The 17,213-nt window shown below is 74.2% G+C and carries 15 protein-coding genes; 5 read left to right on the top strand and 10 right to left on the bottom strand.

The features are described 5' to 3' along the window. The first annotated feature begins 27 nt into the window (after positions 1 to 27). Entirely contained in the window at positions 28 to 1,188 is a 1,161-nt protein-coding gene (locus H958_RS37545; RefSeq protein ID WP_051324287.1) for an MFS transporter, read from the top strand. On the opposite strand, the gene H958_RS37550 is transcribed toward H958_RS37545, so the two are convergent. The 7 genes from H958_RS37550 to H958_RS37555 form a co-directional block, all read right to left on the bottom strand. Continuing rightward, a complete protein-coding gene (locus H958_RS37550; protein ID WP_051324288.1) occupies positions 1,133 to 3,796 on the bottom strand; it encodes a penicillin acylase family protein in 2,664 nt (887 codons plus the stop codon). The two genes, H958_RS37545 and H958_RS37550, sit on opposite strands and share 56 nt — an antisense overlap. 31 nt (positions 3,797 to 3,827) lie before the next feature. Then, on the bottom strand, positions 3,828 to 4,460 hold the full coding sequence (locus tag H958_RS0115195) for a DUF1802 family protein (protein WP_028059299.1): 633 nt from the start codon (positions 4,458 to 4,460) through the stop codon (positions 3,828 to 3,830). Positions 4,461 to 4,667: 207 nt separating this feature from the next. Beyond that, on the bottom strand, positions 4,668 to 5,543 hold the full coding sequence (locus tag H958_RS0115200) for an NAD(P)-dependent oxidoreductase (protein ID WP_028059300.1): 876 nt from the start codon (positions 5,541 to 5,543) through the stop codon (positions 4,668 to 4,670). Then, the gene (locus H958_RS0115205; RefSeq protein WP_028059301.1) at positions 5,536 to 6,996 is read right to left on the bottom strand and encodes a hydantoinase B/oxoprolinase family protein; all 1,461 of its coding nucleotides are present in this window, start codon (positions 6,994 to 6,996) and stop codon (positions 5,536 to 5,538) included. The genes H958_RS0115200 and H958_RS0115205 overlap by 8 nt, the downstream gene beginning before the upstream one ends. Next, positions 6,984 to 8,945: a hydantoinase/oxoprolinase family protein gene (locus H958_RS0115210; RefSeq protein WP_028059302.1), complete on the bottom strand. Its 1,962-nt coding sequence runs from the start codon at positions 8,943 to 8,945 to the stop codon at positions 6,984 to 6,986. Before H958_RS0115210 ends, H958_RS0115205 begins: the two co-directional genes overlap by 13 nt. 27 nt (positions 8,946 to 8,972) lie before the next feature. Further along, positions 8,973 to 9,383 carry a hypothetical protein gene (locus H958_RS0115215; RefSeq protein ID WP_028059303.1) on the bottom strand — a complete coding sequence of 137 codons (411 nt, stop codon included), beginning with the start codon at positions 9,381 to 9,383 and terminating at the stop codon, positions 8,973 to 8,975. A 127-nt stretch (positions 9,384 to 9,510) separates the two neighbouring features. Then, a complete protein-coding gene (locus H958_RS37555; RefSeq protein WP_051324289.1) occupies positions 9,511 to 10,956 on the bottom strand; it encodes an L-aspartate oxidase in 1,446 nt (481 codons plus the stop codon). 25 nt (positions 10,957 to 10,981) lie between these two features. On the opposite strand from H958_RS37555, the gene H958_RS37560 reads away from it, so the two are divergent. Then, the gene (locus tag H958_RS37560) at positions 10,982 to 12,028 is read left to right on the top strand and encodes a histone deacetylase family protein (protein ID WP_051324290.1); all 1,047 of its coding nucleotides are present in this window, start codon (positions 10,982 to 10,984) and stop codon (positions 12,026 to 12,028) included. On the opposite strand, the gene H958_RS0115230 is transcribed toward H958_RS37560, so the two are convergent. The 3 genes from H958_RS0115230 to H958_RS0115240 all read right to left on the bottom strand — a co-directional run bounded on the left by H958_RS0115230 (position 12,018) and on the right by H958_RS0115240 (position 15,308). Continuing rightward, on the bottom strand, positions 12,018 to 12,737 hold the full coding sequence (locus H958_RS0115230) for an SPOR domain-containing protein (protein WP_196807358.1): 720 nt from the start codon (positions 12,735 to 12,737) through the stop codon (positions 12,018 to 12,020). The genes H958_RS37560 and H958_RS0115230 overlap by 11 nt on opposite strands. A 5-nt stretch (positions 12,738 to 12,742) precedes the next feature. Next, the gene (locus H958_RS0115235; RefSeq protein WP_156028002.1) at positions 12,743 to 14,266 is read right to left on the bottom strand and encodes a zinc ribbon domain-containing protein; all 1,524 of its coding nucleotides are present in this window, start codon (positions 14,264 to 14,266) and stop codon (positions 12,743 to 12,745) included. Between the two features lie 88 nt (positions 14,267 to 14,354). Continuing rightward, on the bottom strand, positions 14,355 to 15,308 hold the full coding sequence (locus H958_RS0115240) for a glycosyltransferase (RefSeq protein ID WP_028059306.1): 954 nt from the start codon (positions 15,306 to 15,308) through the stop codon (positions 14,355 to 14,357). A 191-nt stretch (positions 15,309 to 15,499) separates the two neighbouring features. Here H958_RS0115240 and H958_RS37565 point away from each other — a divergent pair, with 191 nt between their 5' ends. The 3 genes from H958_RS37565 to rdgB all read left to right on the top strand — a co-directional run bounded on the left by H958_RS37565 (position 15,500) and on the right by rdgB (position 17,209). Further along, complete coding sequence (locus tag H958_RS37565) at positions 15,500 to 15,703, top strand: hypothetical protein (RefSeq protein ID WP_037410164.1); 204 nt, start codon at positions 15,500 to 15,502, stop codon at positions 15,701 to 15,703. A gap of 206 nt (positions 15,704 to 15,909) precedes the next feature. Then, positions 15,910 to 16,638 carry a ribonuclease PH gene (gene rph, locus H958_RS0115255; protein ID WP_028059307.1) on the top strand — a complete coding sequence of 243 codons (729 nt, stop codon included), beginning with the start codon at positions 15,910 to 15,912 and terminating at the stop codon, positions 16,636 to 16,638. 16 nt (positions 16,639 to 16,654) lie between these two features. Next, positions 16,655 to 17,209, top strand: a complete 555-nt coding sequence (gene rdgB / locus H958_RS0115260; protein WP_051324309.1) for an RdgB/HAM1 family non-canonical purine NTP pyrophosphatase — start codon at positions 16,655 to 16,657, stop codon at positions 17,207 to 17,209. Positions 17,210 to 17,213 lie beyond the last annotated feature (4 nt).

Here is a 17,213-nt window from a genome sequence, read left to right on the forward strand (position 1 = left end):
AGCGATAACGGGTAGCGTGCCGCTTACGTGCGACGCTACCTCCTCGCCGCGGCAGCCTGCCGCCTCGCCGACGCGATGTGGCTGGCGCCCATCCTGCTCGTCCTCGACCGCACGGGCAGCGCCTCGCTCGGGGGTCTGACCGCTTCCGCCGCGCTGCTGCCGACGCTCGTCACCGCGCCGCTGCTCGGCGCCTGGCTGGACGTCGCCGGCCGCCGCCGCTACGCGATCGCGGGCAACCAGGTGCTCCTCGCCGCGGCGCTCACCGCCATGCTCGCCGTCCCGGCGCCGCTGATGGTGCCGTGCGCCGCGCTGGCGGGCCTGACCCAGCCGCTCGTCACCGGCGGCTTCTCCAGCATGGTCGCCTCGCTCGTCGCGCCGGAGCGCCTGCCGCGCGCGGCGGCGCTGGACTCGATGACCTACAACGTCGTCAACGTCGCCGGGCCGGCGCTTGCGGGAGGCGCCGCCGCGGCCGCCGGCGCGCACGCCGCCGTCGGGCTCCAGGTCGCGCTGGCGCTCGCCGGCCTCGCCGCGGTCCTGAGCCTGCCGCGCGCGGTCGACGGCGAGCGCGCGGCCGAGGCGCCGTGGCCGGTCCTGCGGGCGGGCGCGTCGCACCTCCTGCGCACCCCCGACCTGCGCGCCGTGACGCTGATCACCATGCTCGCGCAGCTCCCCTGGGGCTTCATGGGCGTCGGCGCGCCCGCGCTGGCGGCCGCGCTCGGGGCGGGGGAGGAGGCGGGCGGCCTGCTGCTCGCCGCGGTCGCCGCGGGCGCACTGGCCGGCGCAGCCCTCGCACCCGCGCTGCAGGCGCGCCGCGGCCTGCTCGGCCTCGTCGCCGCCGGCACGTTCGCCCAGGGCCTCGGCCTCGCTCTGCTCGCCGCCGCCCCGAGCCCCCCATCGGCGCTCGCCGCCGCCGCGCTCACGGGCGCGCCGCAGGGCGTCGCGATCGCGGCGCTGATGACCGCCCGCTCACGCTGGTCGCCGCCGCACCTGCGCGCGCAGGTCTTCACGAGCGCGGCGGGCCTGCGGACCGGCGTCTACGCCGCCGGCGCCGCGCTCGCGGGACCCGTCCTCGCCGGTCCCGGCGCCCGCCTCGGAACCCTGCTGGCCGGCGTCGCCTGTGTCGCCGCCGCGCTCAGCGCGCCACGTGCGTCTGCACCTCGACGGCCTGCTGGAACGTCGGCCGGTTGATCCAGGCGATCAGCGGCTGCGTCGCGCCGCCGATGGGACGCTGGCGGACGGCGTCGAAGCACCACTGGTCGCCCGCCTTGCCGGCGTCCGCGCACACCTTGTCGCCGCCGTAGACCTCGGACGCCGGCACCGCCGCCGCCGCCTTCAGCGACTTCAGGAGCGCGCGCCGGCAGCGTGCCAAGGAGCCGCGCCCGCAGTAGGTGCGCGCGTACCTGCCGCGGACCTTGTCCCCGAGCACGGTCCGGAGGTCCTTGCTCGCGAACCCGTACCAGGAGCCCTGGAACGCCGACCCGAGGTGCTGGCCGTGGTTGTTGGGCGGGTTGTCGGTCGCGATCGTGGCCGTCAGCGTGTCGAACGCGGTCCTGCCGAGCACCGGCTCGAACTGCGCGCGTAGCCAGCGCGGCCACCACGCGTCCATGATCCGGATCGCGTCCGCGTGCTCGTAGACGCCGTCGCCGTCGGCGTCCTTGCGCAGCGCGCCGTCGCGCAGCCAGGCGCGCAGCTTCGCGACGGCCGGCTCGCGCGAGGACCCGATCACGCGCAGCGCGAGCGGCAGGTCCGCGTGGGCCCGCAGGTCCTCGGTCCCCGCCAGCTCCATCACGCCGATCAGCTGCGCCAGGTCCATCTTGCGACCGCCGGCGATGCCCGCCTTCACGCGATCCTCGAGCAGCACCGACCGGTAGGTCGACGAGTAGGCGTTCTCGTCCGCCGAGCGGTAGCCGCGCGCCTGCTTGTTGTTCCAGTTCACCAGGTAGTCCTGGTCGACGACCTGCGGGTGCTCGCTCGCGGGGGTGAACCGCGCGCGCCAGGTGCCGGGGTCCCAGTCGCGCCACTCGTACGTCGCGCTGACCGGGAAGTCGTGGTCGACGCGCGCGGCGCGGACGGGGTTGTCGCCTGAGTTGAAGTACGCGATGTGCCGGTCGTCGGCGTAGAACCAGTTGAACGTGTAGCCGATCTTTGCCGCCGCGCGCTGGAAGCTCGCCGGATCGCGCACCGCCGCCGGCGTGTTGAAGTCCATGAAGCCCGCGGCCGAGTCGACCTCGTGGAAGTAGGTCGAGCGCAGCTTGGTGAAGAGCACCGGCCGGCCGTGCACGGTCCCGCGCCCGGCGACGATCCCGAGCTTGGTCCGCTCCGCCCGCAACCGCTGCGTTCCCGGAGGCGTCTGGTCCGCCGCCGTCGGGACCCACGCGTTGGTCTTCTCCAGCACCTCGATCGGCTCGCAGGCGCCGCGGAACCGGTAGTGGGTCGCGTCGCACAGCGGCACCGCGAAGGTGTCGATGATGTCCTGGCCCGCCGAGGTCGCGCTCCACGCGTAGTCGCGCCCGCGGCCGAGCTGGACGTAGAGGTTGATGCCGACGAACGACGCGCCCTGCGCGTCGATCCCCGGACCGTCCGCGCTCGCCGGCGCGTGGACGTCCTCCTCCATCAGGATCTGCGGGTTGAAGTAGCCGACCTGCGGGCCCGCGACCATCAGCGGATGCCCGCTCTTGGAGTGCGCGCCCGCGACGAGCAGCGCGTTCGAGGCGCGCGCCGGGAACCCGAGGATCGAGCCGCCGGTCGCCGGCTGAGACGCCTTGAACGAGCCGGGATCAGGCCGTGCGACCCCGCGCGGCCGGCGCGGCGGAACCTGGTACGGGAAGCGCTCCGAGCGTACGGTGACCGGCGCCTCCGGGTCCTCGGCCGAGCGGAAGTCGCGGAACACGCGGTCGCCGAGCATTCGCCCGAAGCGCGCCTCCAGCGCATCGGCCAGCCGCGAGAACTCGAGCTCGCCGCCGCCGCCCTTGCCGAAGATGCCGCCGACCATCGCGGCTGTCGCGATCAGGTCCGCGGGCTTGAACGGGTCGGGCCCGAGCGGGCGGCCGATCGCGGCGTACTCGCCCGGCAGCTTCGCCGGATCGAGCTTGGCCTCGAGGATGTACTGGTTGATCCCGGCGACGTACTGGTCGACGTCGGCGACGATCTGCGCGCCCTGGGCGCCGAGGTACCTCGGCAGGTCGCGCGCCTGGCGCTCGAGGTCGGCCTCGGTGTAGGGCGCGACCGCCCACTGCTCGGCGTCCTGCGCCTGGTTGGCTCCGCCCGCGAAGCTCGACAGCTCGCCGCGGCCGGCGTGGCGCAGCACGTCCATGAAGAACAGCCGGTCCTCGGCCCCGGCGTAGCCGAGCCCGAACATCGCGCCGGAGCGCGTGCGGCCGTACACGTGCGGGACGCCGAACGCCCGGTCGCGGACGATCGTGACGTCGGCGCGCGGCGAGTACGTCCGCTCGGCCTGGCCGGCGGGGACGCCGAAGCTCGCGTCCTTGAAGTAGCTGGGGACGGCCGCCGCCGTCAAGCCTGGGACGGCGCGGTTGAGGCCGTCGTACGTCGGCAGCTGGTCGCAGCAGTGCGGGACCGTCGCGCCGGTGGTGAGGAACGCGGCCAGCTCGGTCAGCGAGTAGCGGCCGCGCGTGCCGGAGGGCAGGATCGAGCGGAAGCCGCCGCCGTCGTCGGCCTGGTAGTTGCCGGGCGCGACCGTCGGCGCGGGCGTGGGGATCGGCAGCGGCGGGAGCTGCGCAGACGCGGGCGCCGCTGTGAGCAGCGAGAACGCCACGGCGACGCGGAGCGCGGGCACCGCCCGCGCCGATACCCCCAAACGCCGGGCGTTACACGTAGGCGGCGACGCCGTTGGAGTCGGCGATCGCGCCGATCTCCTCGGACGCGCGGTCGAACTCCTCGTCCGACAGCACCGGCGTGCCCTCGAACGGCAGGTCGCGCGTGATCTCCAGCCACGAGCGGCAGCCGCCGTAGTCGTCGCGTACTCGCACGGTGACCGGGCGCGGGATGCGATAAGTACGGAGGAGCAGGACGTTGAGCGGGTGCCGGCGCTTCCACGCCAGCCGCTTCTCGGCGTAGTCGGTCGTCCAGACGTGGAACGGCGACAGCGCGTCGAGGGCGCGGCGATCGGTGATCGTCCACGTGCCGGCCACCTCGGCCCACGCGCGGATGCGCACGCGGTCGGGCTGCGGGATGCCGCCGTCCGTCGTCAGGGCGCGGCTGGGCGGCTCGCCGTCGGGCCAGACGCCCTCTTCGAGCGCACGGCGCAGCTCGGGGTGATGCGACTCGCGCACGAGGTCGTTGCGCTGGTGATCGAAGGTGGGGTAAAGGAAGAAGCGGTCGTGCTCGAGCTCGAAGTGCTTGTTCGGCTCGCGAATACCGCCTTTACGGAGCGTGAGCAGCTGCTCACCCTCTGCAAGCGCGCGCACGGTGACGGCCCATTCCTTGAAAGCGATCGGCATAGAGGTGGGGGGAGATGGAGTTAAAGACCAGCGGAATCCCACAAAGGGGGACCTGCCGCAACGACCCTGCCCGAGACTGCGACCCGGAAACCACCCGGCGGGACGTCACATACTATGCACAAAGTCGCGAGAACTCAAAATATCCCTGCAAAAAACACTGTTCTTGGCGATATGCACGAATTTCTGCACGGAGCGCCAACGCGCCATCTAAACGCCGTTGAGACCCTCTACGACGCGGATCACGGCTGAGAAGTCCTCGTCGCCGAGTCCTCGCCCGATACCGGCGCCGTAGAGCTCCTGAGCAAGACCAGCAAACGGAAATGCGCTGCCTGCCGTGCGCGTTTCGGCAAGGCAGAGCCGTATGTCCTTGAGCATATGGGCAAGCTTGAACAATGGCGTGAAGTCATGCTCGATCATCGGACGGCCTTTGAGCGAGCGCATCGTCGAGTCGGCCGAGCCGCCCTCCATCGCCTCCAGCAGTGCGTCGAGGTCCACGCCGGCCTGGCGCGCGACCGTCAGGCCCTGCGCGAGCGTCGCGGCGTTGATCGCGGTGATCGTGTTCGAGATGACCTTCACGGCCTGGCCCTGGCCGGCCTCGCCGCAGTGGACGATCTTCTCGCCCATCACCTCCAACAGCGGGCGCGCACGCTCGAGGTCCTCGCCGGCGCCGCCGACCATGATCACGAGTGTCCCGGCCTTCGCCTTGGGCGAGGAGCCGGTGACCGGCGCGTCGAGGAACGCGTGGCCGCGCTCGCTCAGCTTCTCCGCGAGCCCGCGTGCGGTACCGGGCGCGATCGTCGACATGTCGATGAACAGCGTGTGATCGCGCGCGCCTTCGAGCGCCGCGTCGACCATCGCCTCGACCTGCGGTCCGTCGACGACCATCGTGATCACGACGTCCGAGCGCTCGGCGACCTCGCGCGGCGAGTCGACCACGGTGCCGCCGTGCTCGGCGGCCCACGCGTCGGCCTTCTCCCGCGTGCGGTTGTAGACGGTCAGCTCATACCCGGCCTTGGCAAGGTTCGCCGCCTGCAGCGACCCCATGATGCCCAGCCCGATGAACCCGACGGCACGGTCAGCCATGCCCACCACCTCCCGGCGTCTCGATCCTCAACGTCTGACCGGGCGCCAGGCTACCGCGCGCCTTGGGCGGCAGCGGTTGGCCGTCCACCAGGTTGCGGCCCTTGGCGCCGGGCTCGCCGCCGTCCGCGCCCGGCGGAGCGTGGCGGCGGCGCTCGGTGAGCAGCGAGTAGTCCATCGGGGCGAGCGCCTCGAGCTCGCGGATGACGCCGTCGCCGCCCTTGTGGCGGCCGCCGCCGCCTGAGCCGCGGCGCACCGCGTAGGTCCTCACGCGCAGGGGGAACTCGAGCTCGAGCGCCTCGACCGGCGTATTGAGCGTGTTCGACATCGCCACGTGGACGGCGCTCGGGCCGTCGGCATCCGCGCACGCGCCCTGCCCGCCGCCCAGCGTCTCGTAGTACGTGAAGCGGTCGTTGCCGAGCGTGAGGTTGTTCATCGTGCCCTGGCCGAGCGCGCGGCCGAATGCGCGCAGGACGAGGTCGGCGACGCGCGAGGACGTCTCGACGTTGCCGGCCACCACCGCGTGGGGAGCGGTCGCGTTGAGCAGGCAGCCCTCCGGCGCGGTCACGGTGACGGGTGCCATGGCGCCCGAGCTGGGCGGGATGTCCGGGTCGGTCAGCACGCGCACGGCGAACCAGCAGGCGGAGACGGTCACGGCCAGCGGGCAGTTGAGGTTGCCGTCGTGCTGGGGGTCGGTGCCGGTGAAGTCGAGGTGGAGCGTGTCGCCGTCCACCGTCGCGGCCAGCTTGACAGCGAGGTCGCCCTCGACCGCCTCGAGCACGTCCTGCGCGCGATACGTCCCGTCCTCGAGCGCCTCCAGCGCCGCCCGGGTGCGCCGCTCGGCGTACTCGATCGTGGCGTCCATCGCCTCCTTGAGCGGCATCCGCTCGTGCAGCTCGGCGAGCCGCGCGGCGCCGGTGCGGTTGGCCGCGAGCTGGGCGCGCAGGTCGGCGCGGCGCTGCTCGGGCTGGCGCATCCGGGCGACGATCTCGTCGATCGCCGCGGCGGTGAGGCGCCGCGGCGCGATCACGACGCCTTCGTCGTCGAGCGTCCTGGAGTCGGCCGGCATCGAGCCTGGCGTGGGCCCGCCGACGTCGGCATGGTGGGCGCGGTTGGCGGCGAAGCCGATCAGCTCCTCACCCGCGAACACCGGCGTGATCACGGTGATGTCGGGGAGATGTGTGCCGCCGGCGTAGGGGTCGTTGAGGACCCAGGCGACGCCGGGCTCGTGCCGCTCGCGGGCGACGGCGGCGACCGCCGCCGGCATCGCGCCGAGGTGCACCGGGATGTGCTCGGCCTGCATCACCATCCGGCCGTCGGGATCGAAGAGCGCGCACGACGCGTCGCGGCGCTCCTTGATGTTCGCCGAGTGGCTGGCCTTGATCAGGACCGCGCCCATCTCCTCGCAGGTCGCGCGCAGCGCGCCGGAGGCGACACGAAGGGTTACGGGGTCCATTCGATCCTGATCGTGCCGTTGCCGAGGACCTCGCCGCGCCAGCCGGGCGGGACCGCGAGCGTCGCCTCGGGCAGCTCGACGATCGCCGGACCGGTGATCTCCTCGCCGGGCGCGGGCTCGCCGCGGATGACCTCCGCCTCGTGCTCCTCGCCGTCGAGGATCGCGCGCCGTCTCCCGCGCCGCGCCTCGCCTCGCGCGTCGGCGTCGATCGCCGGGCCGGCCACCGTGGCGGTCGCGCGCAAGGTCACGAGCTCAACCTCCACCTCAGGGTCAGAATAGCCGTATGCCTGCTCGTGGGCGTCGTGGAAGGCCTGCTCGAGCGAGTCCGCGTCAAGGTCCCCGAGCTCGACCGAGAGCTCGAACGCCTGGCCGCGGTAGCGCAGCTCGGCGACGAGCCGGATGTCCGCATCCTCGAGCGTCTCGCGGGCGGTGCCGGCGAGCCTCTCCGCCTCCTCGCGGATCGCGTCGGTGGTGAGCGCGTCGCCGGCGAGCAGGACGCTGCGCTGGGCGTCGCGGCGGCGCTCGGACACGACGAGGCCGAGCGCGGCAAGCACGCCCGAGGCCCGCGGCGCGAGGATCTTCGTGATCCCGAGCTCGCGCGCGATCGCCGCGGCGTGCAGGCCCCCGGCGCCGCCGAACGCCATCAGCGCGAGCTCGCGCGGGTCGACGCCGCGCTCGACGGTCATCACCCGCAGCGCCCGCACCATCTCGGCGTTGGCGACGCGGACGATCCCCTCCGCGGTCTCGCGCTCGCCGAGCCCCAGCGCGTCGCCGAGCTCGCGGATCGCCTTCGACGCCGCCTCGCGGTCGAGCGCGATCCCGCCCGCCAGCGGCGCCTCGTCACCGAGCAGGCCGAGGATCAGGTTGGCGTCGGTGACCGTCGGCTCGGTGCCGCCGTGGCCGTAGGCGGCCGGGCCGGGGCGCGCGCCGGCGCTTCGCGGACCGACGCGGAGCGCTCCGCCGGCGTCCCGCCACGCGATCGAGCCCCCACCCGCGCCGACCGTGTGGATGTCGAGCATCGGCAGCGCAACCGGGCGGCCGCCGACCTCGCGCCCCGACGCCTCGCGCACCTCGCCGCCGAGCACGACGCAGACGTCGCAGCTCGTGCCGCCCATGTCGAAGCAGAGCGTGTCGGGCTCACCCGCCGCCGTCGCCGCCCACGCCGCGCCGGCCGCGCCGCCCGCGGGACCGGAGAGCACGGTGAGCACCGCGTGGTCGGCCGCCTCCTCGAGCGCCGCGAGGCCGCCGGAGGACTGCATCACGCTCGGGTGCGGCAGCCCGGCCTCCTCGGCACGCTCGGTCAGCCGCCGCAGGTAGGCCGCCAGCAGCGGGGAGAGCGCGGCGTCGAGCTCGGTCGTCGCCGCGCGCTCGTACTCGCGGAACGTGCCGACGACCTGGTGCGACAAGGAGACGTGCACGCCGGGCAGCCGCTCCGCGAGCGCCTGGCCGAGCGCGCGCTCGTGCTCCGGATGCCGGTAGGCGTGCAGCAGGCATACGGCGATCGACTCGGGGTCCAGCTCGGCGATCGCGTCAGCGGTCCTCCGGGCGTCGAGTGCTTGCAGGGGGCCGTCGGGCGTCATCCGCTCGTCGGCGCCGACGCGCAGCTCCGGGGGCACGAGCGGCGCCGGCCGCGCGACGCACAGCCGGTAGAGGTCGGCGCGCGCCTGGCGGCCGAGCTCGACGACGTCCTCGAAGCCCTTGGTGGCCACGAGCACCGTCCGCGCGCCTTCGCCCTCGAGCAGGGCGTTGGTCGCGGCGGTCGTGCCGTGGGCGAACTCCGTCACGTCGCCCGCCTCGGCCCGCGCGCGCTCGAGCACCGCCTCGACCGCCGCGAGCACGCCCTCGGACTGGTCCTCAGGCGTCGTCGGCGCCTTGGCGGTGAACAGCCGGTCGCCGACCGCGAGGACGGCGTCCGTGAACGTCCCACCGACATCTACGCCCAGGAGCACGCGCGCACCGTACTCCTGGGCGGGCGATCAGGCGGCGATCGGCACGCCCTCGGTCTCAGCCAGGTGCTGGTGCGAAGGGCAGTAGCCGTTGTGCGGCAGCGGCGTGCGCTGGCACGGCGTGCCGCGGCGAGTGGTTGCACGACACTCGAGCTGCTCCGTCGCCGGGTTGGCGGCGAAGTAGTCGCGCGCGAACGTCATGTAGCGATCGACGACCTTGTAGACGCGCAGCTGGGACGACATCGGGAAGTAGACCCGGATGTCGTTGAACAGCGTCTTCGTCGGCTTGGCGAAGTAGTGCCAGTCCGTGGCGAGCCGTTCTACGCAGGTCTCGCAGGAGCGGAGGACGCGCTCGTGGTTGGTAGGACCCTCTCTCTCCGCGCGGTCCTCGATGATCTCCGGCGCGAGCTCCCTATAGATGGAACGACTGAAGTGGTACATCGGTGTCTCCCCGGGACTGCCCGTACGGCGGCGAGTCCCATCCGTGGCCCGGTGCAGGTGTGTTCACCGGGTGTGCCGATGCTCGAAACGTCGGCTTTGTTGACTTCGCGTTAAGAAGGGAGGTCGACTAAAGCCAAGGCACGAACGCGGGTGTCTCCGAACCCGCGGGAAACACGGTGTGGCGCCCATCGAGGGAAGGATCGGTCTCCGGGAACTCCGCGCGCGCATGCGCACCGCGCGTCTCCTCCCGGGCCAGGGCCGACGCCGCCACGAGCCGGGCGAGGGGGTGCGGGTCGTCACGCAACTCGTTCAGGCCCTCCGCACTGCGTTCGAGGCCGGCCAGCCGCCAGACCGCCTTGCGGGTGTCGCGGGTCGGCGGTGGAGCGACGGTCTCGGGCGGCGGGACGGCCGTCACGGACGGCGGCTCCGGCTCGTCGAGCCCGGCGAGCGCGGCGCGGCGGCCGAAGACGAAGCACTCCGAGAGCGAGTTCGACGCGAGGCGGTTGGCGCCGTGCAGGCCGGTGCAGGCGCATTCGCCGACGGCGTAGAGGCCCTCGACGCCGTCGGCGCGGCCGTCCAGGTCCGTGACGATGCCGCCCATCACGTAGTGCGACGCGGGCGCCACGGGCACCCGCTGCGTCATCGGATCCAGGCCCGCCTCGCGCAGCGCGCTGACGACGTTCGGGAAGCGGCCCGGATCGACCATCCTCATGTCGAGGTACGCGGCCGGCGCGCCCGTCTGCCGCAGGAGGCGGAAGATGGCGCGGGCGACGGCGTCGCGCGGGGAGAGCTCGTCGACGAAGCGCTCGCCGTCGGGGCCGTGCAGCGTCGCGCCCTCGCCGCGGACCGCCTCGGAGATCAAGAAGCCCTCGCGGCCCTGGATGCCGACGACCGCCGTCGGGTGGAACTGGGTGAACTCGAGGTCGGCGAGCGCGGCGCCGGCGTGGCGGGCGAGCAGCAGCCCCGAGCCGAACGAGCCCGGCGGATTGGTCGTGCGCGACCACAGCGCGGCCGCGCCGCCGGTGGCGAGGATCGTCGCGCGCGCGGTCAGCGTGCCGCCCCCCTCGAGCGTGAGGCCGACCGCGCGGCCCTCGCCGTCGCGCAGGATGCCCGCGGCGCGCCGTCCCTCGAGGACCTCGATCCGCGGGTCGGCGGCGACGTCCGCCGAGAGCTGGCGCAGGATCCGGCGTCCGGTCGCGCTCCCACCGGCGTGGATGATGCGGCGCCGGGAGTGGCCGCCCTCGAGGCCGAGCGCGAGCTCGCCGTGGCGGTCGGCGTCGAAGATCACGCCGAGCGCCTGCAGCTCGCGGACGCGCGCGGCGGCCTCCTCGGTGAGCACCTCGGCGGCCGAGGGACGCGTGAGCCCGCGGCCCGCCGCGAGCGTGTCCTGCAGGTGGATCGCGGGCGAGTCGTCGACCGCGAGCGCCGCCGCCGCCCCACCCTGCGCCCAGTAGGAGGCGGTCTCGGCGAGCGGACGCGCAGAGACGAGCGTGACGCTCGCCCCCTTCTCTGCAGCGGTCAACGCGGCGAACAGACCCGCGGCGCCGGCGCCCACCACGATGATGTCCGCCATCGGTCGTCAAGGGTACGGTGTGGGCATGGGGGAGACTCGACGCTCGATCTGGCTGCGTCACGACGCAGTGCTCGCGCACGACGTCCCCGGGCATCCGGAGCGGCCGGCGCGGATCCGCGCGCTGGAGGCCGAGATGAGCGCGGCGGACTGGTTCGGGTGCACGCGCGTCGAGGCGCCGGCGGCGTCGCGGGAGGCGCTGCTCGGCGTCCATCCCGAGACCCACGTGACCGCGATCGAGGAGCTGTGCGCGAGCGGCGGCGGCGCGATCGACGCCGATACGTTCGCGGTGCCCGCGACATGGGAGGCGGCGCTGCGGGCGGCGGGGGGCGCGGTGGCGCTGGTCGACGCGCTGCTCGGCGGCGACGCGGACTTCGGCGTGAGCGCGCTGCGGCCGCCGGGCCATCACGCGGAGACCGATCGCGCGATGGGGTTCTGCTTCTTCAACAACGTCGCCGCCGCGGCGCGGCACGCTCGGTCGGCCCACGGGCTCGAGCGCGTCATGATCGTCGACTGGGACGTCCACCACGGCAACGGGACGAACGACATCTTCCACGCCGACGCGGGCGTGCTGTTCATGTCGATCCACGAGTGGCCGCTGTATCCCGGCACCGGCCCGGCGTCCGACGTGGGGTCGGGGGAGGGCGAGGGCTTCACCGTCAACGTGCCGGTCCCCGGCGGGACGGGCGACCTCGCCTACACCTCGCTGGTCGAGCACGTCGCGGGCGCCCTGGCGGCGGCGTGGGAGCCGCAGCTCGTGCTGATCTCGGCGGGCTTCGACGCGCACCGCGACGACCCGCTGGCGTCCTGCCGGGTGAGTGAAGCGGGGTTCGCGGCGATGGCCGCGTCATTGCGGCGGGCGGCCGACCGGCTGGGCGCGCCGCTGGGTCTCGTGCTCGAGGGCGGGTACGACCTGGGCGCGCTGGCGCACTCGATGGCGGCCCTGATGCCGGCGCTCGTGGACGTCGGCACGCCGCGCGCGGCGGCGCCGCCGGAGCTGCATCCGCTGGCGGTGCGTGCGCTGGAGCGGCTCGAGCCCTACTGGCCGGGGCTGGGCGCCTCGGTCAGGGCTTGACCCGGCGCACGTAGGCGTCGGGGTAGTCGGACTTGATCGCCTTCTGGCCGTCCTCGGCCGCGCTCTCGGAGCTGTACTTCTCCGTGAAGACGACGTAGTAGCCGGGGTTCAGCGACGAGTAGTCGTCGGAGTGCAGGATGCCGACGGTGTGGCCCTTGCCCTGCGCGGCGGTCGCGACGCTCTCGGCCTTGGACCGCGACGTGGCGGACTCGATGATCACGGTCCAGCCGCTGCCGCCGGGCCAGTCGGCGAACGACGAGCCGGTGCCGGTGCCGCTGTCGTCAGGCGTCGCGGTGGCGTTCGGATCCGGCGTCGTGGTGGCGTTCGGGTCCGGCGTGGTGGTCGCGTTCGGGTCCGGCGTGGTCGTCTCGGTCGGCAGCGGGGAGACGGTCGGCGTGGCGGTCGGGGACGGGGTCGTCGTCGCCGGCGGCGGCACGGCGGCTGACGGCGTCGGCGTGGCCTGCCCGAGCTTCTCGCCACCGCCCGACAGCGCGGCGATCGCCAGCACGATCCCGATCACGCCGAGCAGCGCGAGCGCCCCTGTGAGCATGATCGGCACGCGCCAGCCGCGGGGCTCGGCGATCTCCGTCGTCGCGGCCGCGCCGCACGCCAGGCACCACTCCTGATCGCGGGCCATCGCGCTGCCGCAGCGCGGGCAGCGCCGCTCCTCGGCAGCCGCCGGCGCGTCGGGTGGGGGAGGGGTCTGCATCGCGCTCATTCGCCACGCTCCGCGCGCGAGAAGTAGCCAGTGCTGCCGGACGCGCGGCCGTTCGGCCGCTCCTCGGCCGCCCGCGGCGCCTCACCGCCGCTCGCAGGCACATCTCCGGCCGTGCCTTCGCCGCCGGGCTCCGGTGCCGGGGCAGTCCCGGGCGCGTCGTCGTCGGCGTCGGCACGCGGCGAGTCTCCGGCCTCGTCGGCCGCGGCGTCGCCATGCGCCGGGTCGCCGGCCCCGCCGCTCGTGGCGTCGCGTCGCGACCCCGCGGCGTCCCCGCCCGTCGCATCATCGGCCCCGCCGGGCGTGGCATCTCCGCGCGGCGCGTCCGCGGCCCCGCCGGCCGTGGCATCTTCGCGCGGCGCGTCGGCGGCCCCACCGGCCGCGGCATCTTCGCGCGCCGCGTCCGCGGCGCCACCGGCCGCGGCATCTTCGCGTGGCGCGTCTGCGGCCCCGCCTGTCTCGGCATCACCTCGCGGCGCGTCTCCGGCCGCCGGCTCGCCCTGATCGCCGGTCGCCGCCTCCCCGCTCGTCGCGGGCGTCCGCTGCGGCCACTCGAACTCGGTGCCCTGCGCCGCGGGCGGCATCTCCCGCGTCTGCTGGTCGACCGGCGTCGGGGCGACGGGCTCCGGCGCCGCGACGACCGGCTCGGGCGCGGCGGATGCCGCGCGCGCGAGCGCTCGGCGGGCGCTCTCCGTGAGCGGGAGGCCGCAGTGCGAGCAGTAGTGCGCGTCGCTGCCGAACAGTTCGCCGCACTCGGGGCATTCGCCGCCGACGCCGGGCTCGCGCACGACGACGTTGCGGCGCACGTCGTCGAGCCGCTGCTCGAGCACGTGCAACTCGGCGTCGATCGTCGTCAGCCGGTCGAGCTTGGCCGCGCGCAGACGGCGGTGCGCGTCGTGCTCGACGTCGCCGGCGGTCCGGTGCAACTCGTAGATGAAGCCGCCGAGATCGCGCAGCAGCAGCTCGCGAGCAGCGCGCAGGAACGCGACGCGCTTGCGCAGGCGGCCGCGGCGCGCGCTCGAGGGCGGAGCCGCGGCGAGCTCGTCCGGATCAAGTCCGGGCGGCAGATCGGCCACCGGGCCCTGCTCGGGATCGGCCGGACCCTGCACCGAATACGGCGCTCCGGGCACCGCCTGGCCGGTCGAGAAGGGCACGTAGGCCGGCTGCGGCCCGGCGTAGGGCGTGCCCGGGGCGGGCTCTCCCGTCGTCGCGCCCGGCCGCCCCGCGCCATGAGGCGCTCCCGGGTCTGGCGTCGCGGAGCCGGGTTGCACCGGGGCATACGCCGCGCCTGGCGCGGGGCCAGGCTCGCGATCGCCCGAATGGGCATCTTCGCCGCCCTGAACCGTCTGTGGATCGCCGGGCCGCAGGACGCGCGTCGGCGCCGCCGGGTCGGCGAGCAGGGAGGTATGGCCCTCCGCCTCTGCGGGGGTCTGGTTCGGCGCGCCGTCGGTCCCCTGGGCCGCCGCGGTAGGCGGCTCGGTGCCTTCGGGACCCCCGGAGCGTCGGCGGGACAGGCGTCGCATCAGGCCGCTCATAGGTCAAGCAGGGTCCGCGGTCTTCTCTCGGCCCCTGAGCGGTCGAGTATAGGGTCGGGTCGCGTTCCCACGACGCTCACAACGCAAGTCCCCGCCCAGAGGTTCGAACTTCGAGCAGATCGCGCCACGCCTCGACGACGCGCGCGGCCATAGCGTCGGCGGAGAACAGGGCGGCGCGAGCGCGCCCGTCCACGCGCGGGTCTTCTGACTCCAGGTGCGGGCGCAGCGCCGCTCGCCATTCGTCGCGGTCGAACGGCGCGCAATACGCGCCCTCGACGCCTTCGAGCACCACCGGATGGATCCCGACCGGCGTGCCGAGCGCCGGGACGCCACACGCGAGCGCCTCGATCACCGACAGCCCGAACGCCTCCTTCTCGCTCGGCACCAGCACGGCGTTGGCCGCGTTGATCCAGTACGGGACCTCGTCGGGCGCGACGCCGCCGAGCGTGAGCAGCGGCACGTCCCCCGCCACCTCGAGCGCGCGGTCGTAGCGCTTCAACGCGCGCGCCGGATCATGCGGGAACAGGAGGTAGCGGCCACCGGGGTCCAGCCCCAGCCGGGCGCGCGCCTGCGCGCGTGGAATCGGGCGGAAGCGCTGCAGGTCGATGCCGACGGGCAGCACCGCGACGCGCCGCTTCGTGCCGGCGCCCGGGAGGTTGCCGCTGAACTCGCGCGAGACCCCCGCCGTCAGCGCGCAGAACGGCAACGCGGCACGCGTGGCGGCGTAGGACCGCCGCACCAGCAGGTCGTTGCCGTGCAGGGTGACCGCCACGGGTCCCAGGCGGGCGAGCAGGGCCGGCCACGCCGTCAAGCCGAAGTGCGCGTGCACGATGTCGAATCGCTGCCCACGGAAGCGGCGCCGCAGGCGCCCGGCCGCACGCAGCAGCGCCTTCGGCCCAGGGCCGAACGCGAACAGCTCGACGTCGAGGCCTGGGCGCCGGCGCAGCGCCTCCACCTGGTCGCGCACGAACGGGCCGAGGGCGGGCCGCTCCGGCGTGGGGTACATGTTGGTGACGACGAGGACGCGCACAGGGCACAAGACCATCGCATGCCCGCCGTGAAAGTGCTGCACGTCGCACTTTCCTTGCACATTTGTCACTGATCCGGCACAGCTGCGCGTAGATCCGCGCATGGGTCCGCCCGGAGACTCGATCCCGTTCCGCAAGCCCGCGGGACGCCGGGTCCCGGGGCCGCCGGGACGAGGACCGAGCGGGAGACGAGATGTACGAGCTGATGGGACGCGCGCACGCCGCGGCACTGGCCCAGCGCGGGCAGGGGACGGTCGAGTACGTGGGGCTCGTGCTGCTGATCGCGGCGATCCTCGCGGGCGTGATCGCGATCGGGGACACGCTCAAGGGCGGCGGGATCGCCGAGACCGTCGTCAAGAAGCTCAAGGACACGATCACGGGCTTGGAGGCGAAGTGAGTGCGGCCGGCACAGCGCCGCGGCCGCCGGGCTTCCGCGTACCCGCCATGCCAGACTGGCGGCGTGGTCGCCCTGTCTCTCATACAGTCTGCGCCGGTGGCGAAGCGTCGCTCCCGCGCGACGTCCGCCCTCCTCGGCACGACGTCCCGCCGTCCCGGCGCGACGTCCGCCCGGCGCCTCCACCGCGACTTCGCGAGGACGCGCGCGTGACCGTCACTCCCACGCGCTCCGGCGGCCGGGCGCCTGACGAGCTCCGGCCGGTGACCATCGAGCCCGGCTTCGTGCGCACCGCCACCGGCTCGGCGCTGATCGCCTGCGGCGGCACGCGCGTCATCTGCACCGCCTCGGTGCAGGAGTCCGTGCCGCGCTGGATGGCCGGCCAGGGCCGCGGGTGGATGACCGCCGAGTACGGGATGCTGCCCGCGTCCACGGGCGACCGCAAGCAGCGCGACGTCTCGAAGGGCCGGCCGGACGGCCGCACGGTCGAGATCCAGCGCCTGATCGGACGCTCGCTCCGCGGCGTGGCCGACCTCGACGCGCTCGGCGAGCGGACGGTCTATGTCGACTGCGACGTGCTCGAAGCCGACGGCGGCACCCGCTGCGCCTCGATCACCGGCGGCTACGTGGCGCTGGCGCTCGCCTGCCGGCGGCTGCTCGAGGACGGCAAGCTCGAGCGCTCGCCGCTCACCGGCAGCGTGGCGGCGGTCAGCTGCGGCGTGGTCGACGGCGTGCCGCTGCTGGACCTCGACTACCCCGAGGACTCGAGCGCGGAGGTCGACGCGAACGTGGTCATGACCGGCGAAGGCGGCCTCGTCGAGGTGCAGGCGACGGCCGAGCGGACGCCGCTGTCGCGCGCGCATCTGGACGACCTGCTGCAGCTCGCCCAGCACGGGATCGACGGTCTGCGTGCCGCGCAGGAAGCCGCGCTGCGCTGAGCCTGCCGTGCGGCTCATGCTCGCCACCCGCAACGCGCACAAGCTCCGCGAGTTCGAGAGGCTTCTGCCGGGCGTGACGCTGGACCCGCTCCCGGACGAGGCCGGCACGCCTGAGGAGACGGGGGAGACCTATGCGGAGAACGCGCTGATCAAGGCCCGCTCTGCCGCGGCCGCGACCGGCCGCGCCGCGTTCGCCGACGACTCCGGCATCGAGGCCGAGGCGCTCGGCTGGCGTCCCGGGGTGCGCACCGCCCGCTACGCCGGCGAGCGCGCGACCGACCAGGAGAACCTCGAGAAGCTCCACGCCGAGGCGCCGGCGGGCTCCGCGCTGCGGTACGTCTGCGTGATCGCCCACGTCACGCCCGACGGTGCCGAGCACATGTTCGAGGGCCGCTGCACGGGTACCCTCGCGGCCACCCTCAGCGGGAAGGGCGGGTTCGGCTACGACCCGCTGTTCATCCCCGACGAGGCGCCTGGACGGACGATGGCCGAGCTGACGGACGCAGAGAAGGACGCGATCTCGCACCGCGGCCAAGCGGCGCGCGCGCTGCTGGCATGGCTCCGGCGCTGACACG

This window comes from Candidatus Solirubrobacter pratensis (genome assembly GCF_000425945.1).
In the GTDB taxonomy this organism is placed as follows: domain Bacteria; phylum Actinomycetota; class Thermoleophilia; order Solirubrobacterales; family Solirubrobacteraceae; genus Solirubrobacter; species Solirubrobacter pratensis.

Excerpts from the sequence above, each read along its gene's own strand:
- rdgB (WP_051324309.1), top strand. The coding sequence starts at position 16,655 with ATGCTCGCCACCCGCAACGCGCACAAGCTCCGCGAGTTCGAGAGGCTT.
- H958_RS0115235 (WP_156028002.1), bottom strand. The coding sequence starts at position 14,266 with ATGCGACGCCTGTCCCGCCGACGCTCCGGGGGTCCCGAAGGCACCGAG.
- H958_RS37565 (WP_037410164.1), top strand. The coding sequence starts at position 15,500 with ATGTACGAGCTGATGGGACGCGCGCACGCCGCGGCACTGGCCCAGCGC.
- H958_RS0115200 (WP_028059300.1), bottom strand. The coding sequence starts at position 5,543 with ATGGCTGACCGTGCCGTCGGGTTCATCGGGCTGGGCATCATGGGGTCG.
- H958_RS0115215 (WP_028059303.1), bottom strand. The coding sequence starts at position 9,383 with ATGTACCACTTCAGTCGTTCCATCTATAGGGAGCTCGCGCCGGAGATC.
- H958_RS37555 (WP_051324289.1), bottom strand. The coding sequence starts at position 10,956 with ATGGCGGACATCATCGTGGTGGGCGCCGGCGCCGCGGGTCTGTTCGCC.
- H958_RS0115230 (WP_196807358.1), bottom strand. The coding sequence starts at position 12,737 with ATGCAGACCCCTCCCCCACCCGACGCGCCGGCGGCTGCCGAGGAGCGG.
- H958_RS0115195 (WP_028059299.1), bottom strand. The coding sequence starts at position 4,460 with ATGCCGATCGCTTTCAAGGAATGGGCCGTCACCGTGCGCGCGCTTGCA.
- H958_RS0115205 (WP_028059301.1), bottom strand. The coding sequence starts at position 6,996 with ATGGACCCCGTAACCCTTCGTGTCGCCTCCGGCGCGCTGCGCGCGACC.
- H958_RS37560 (WP_051324290.1), top strand. The coding sequence starts at position 10,982 with ATGGGGGAGACTCGACGCTCGATCTGGCTGCGTCACGACGCAGTGCTC.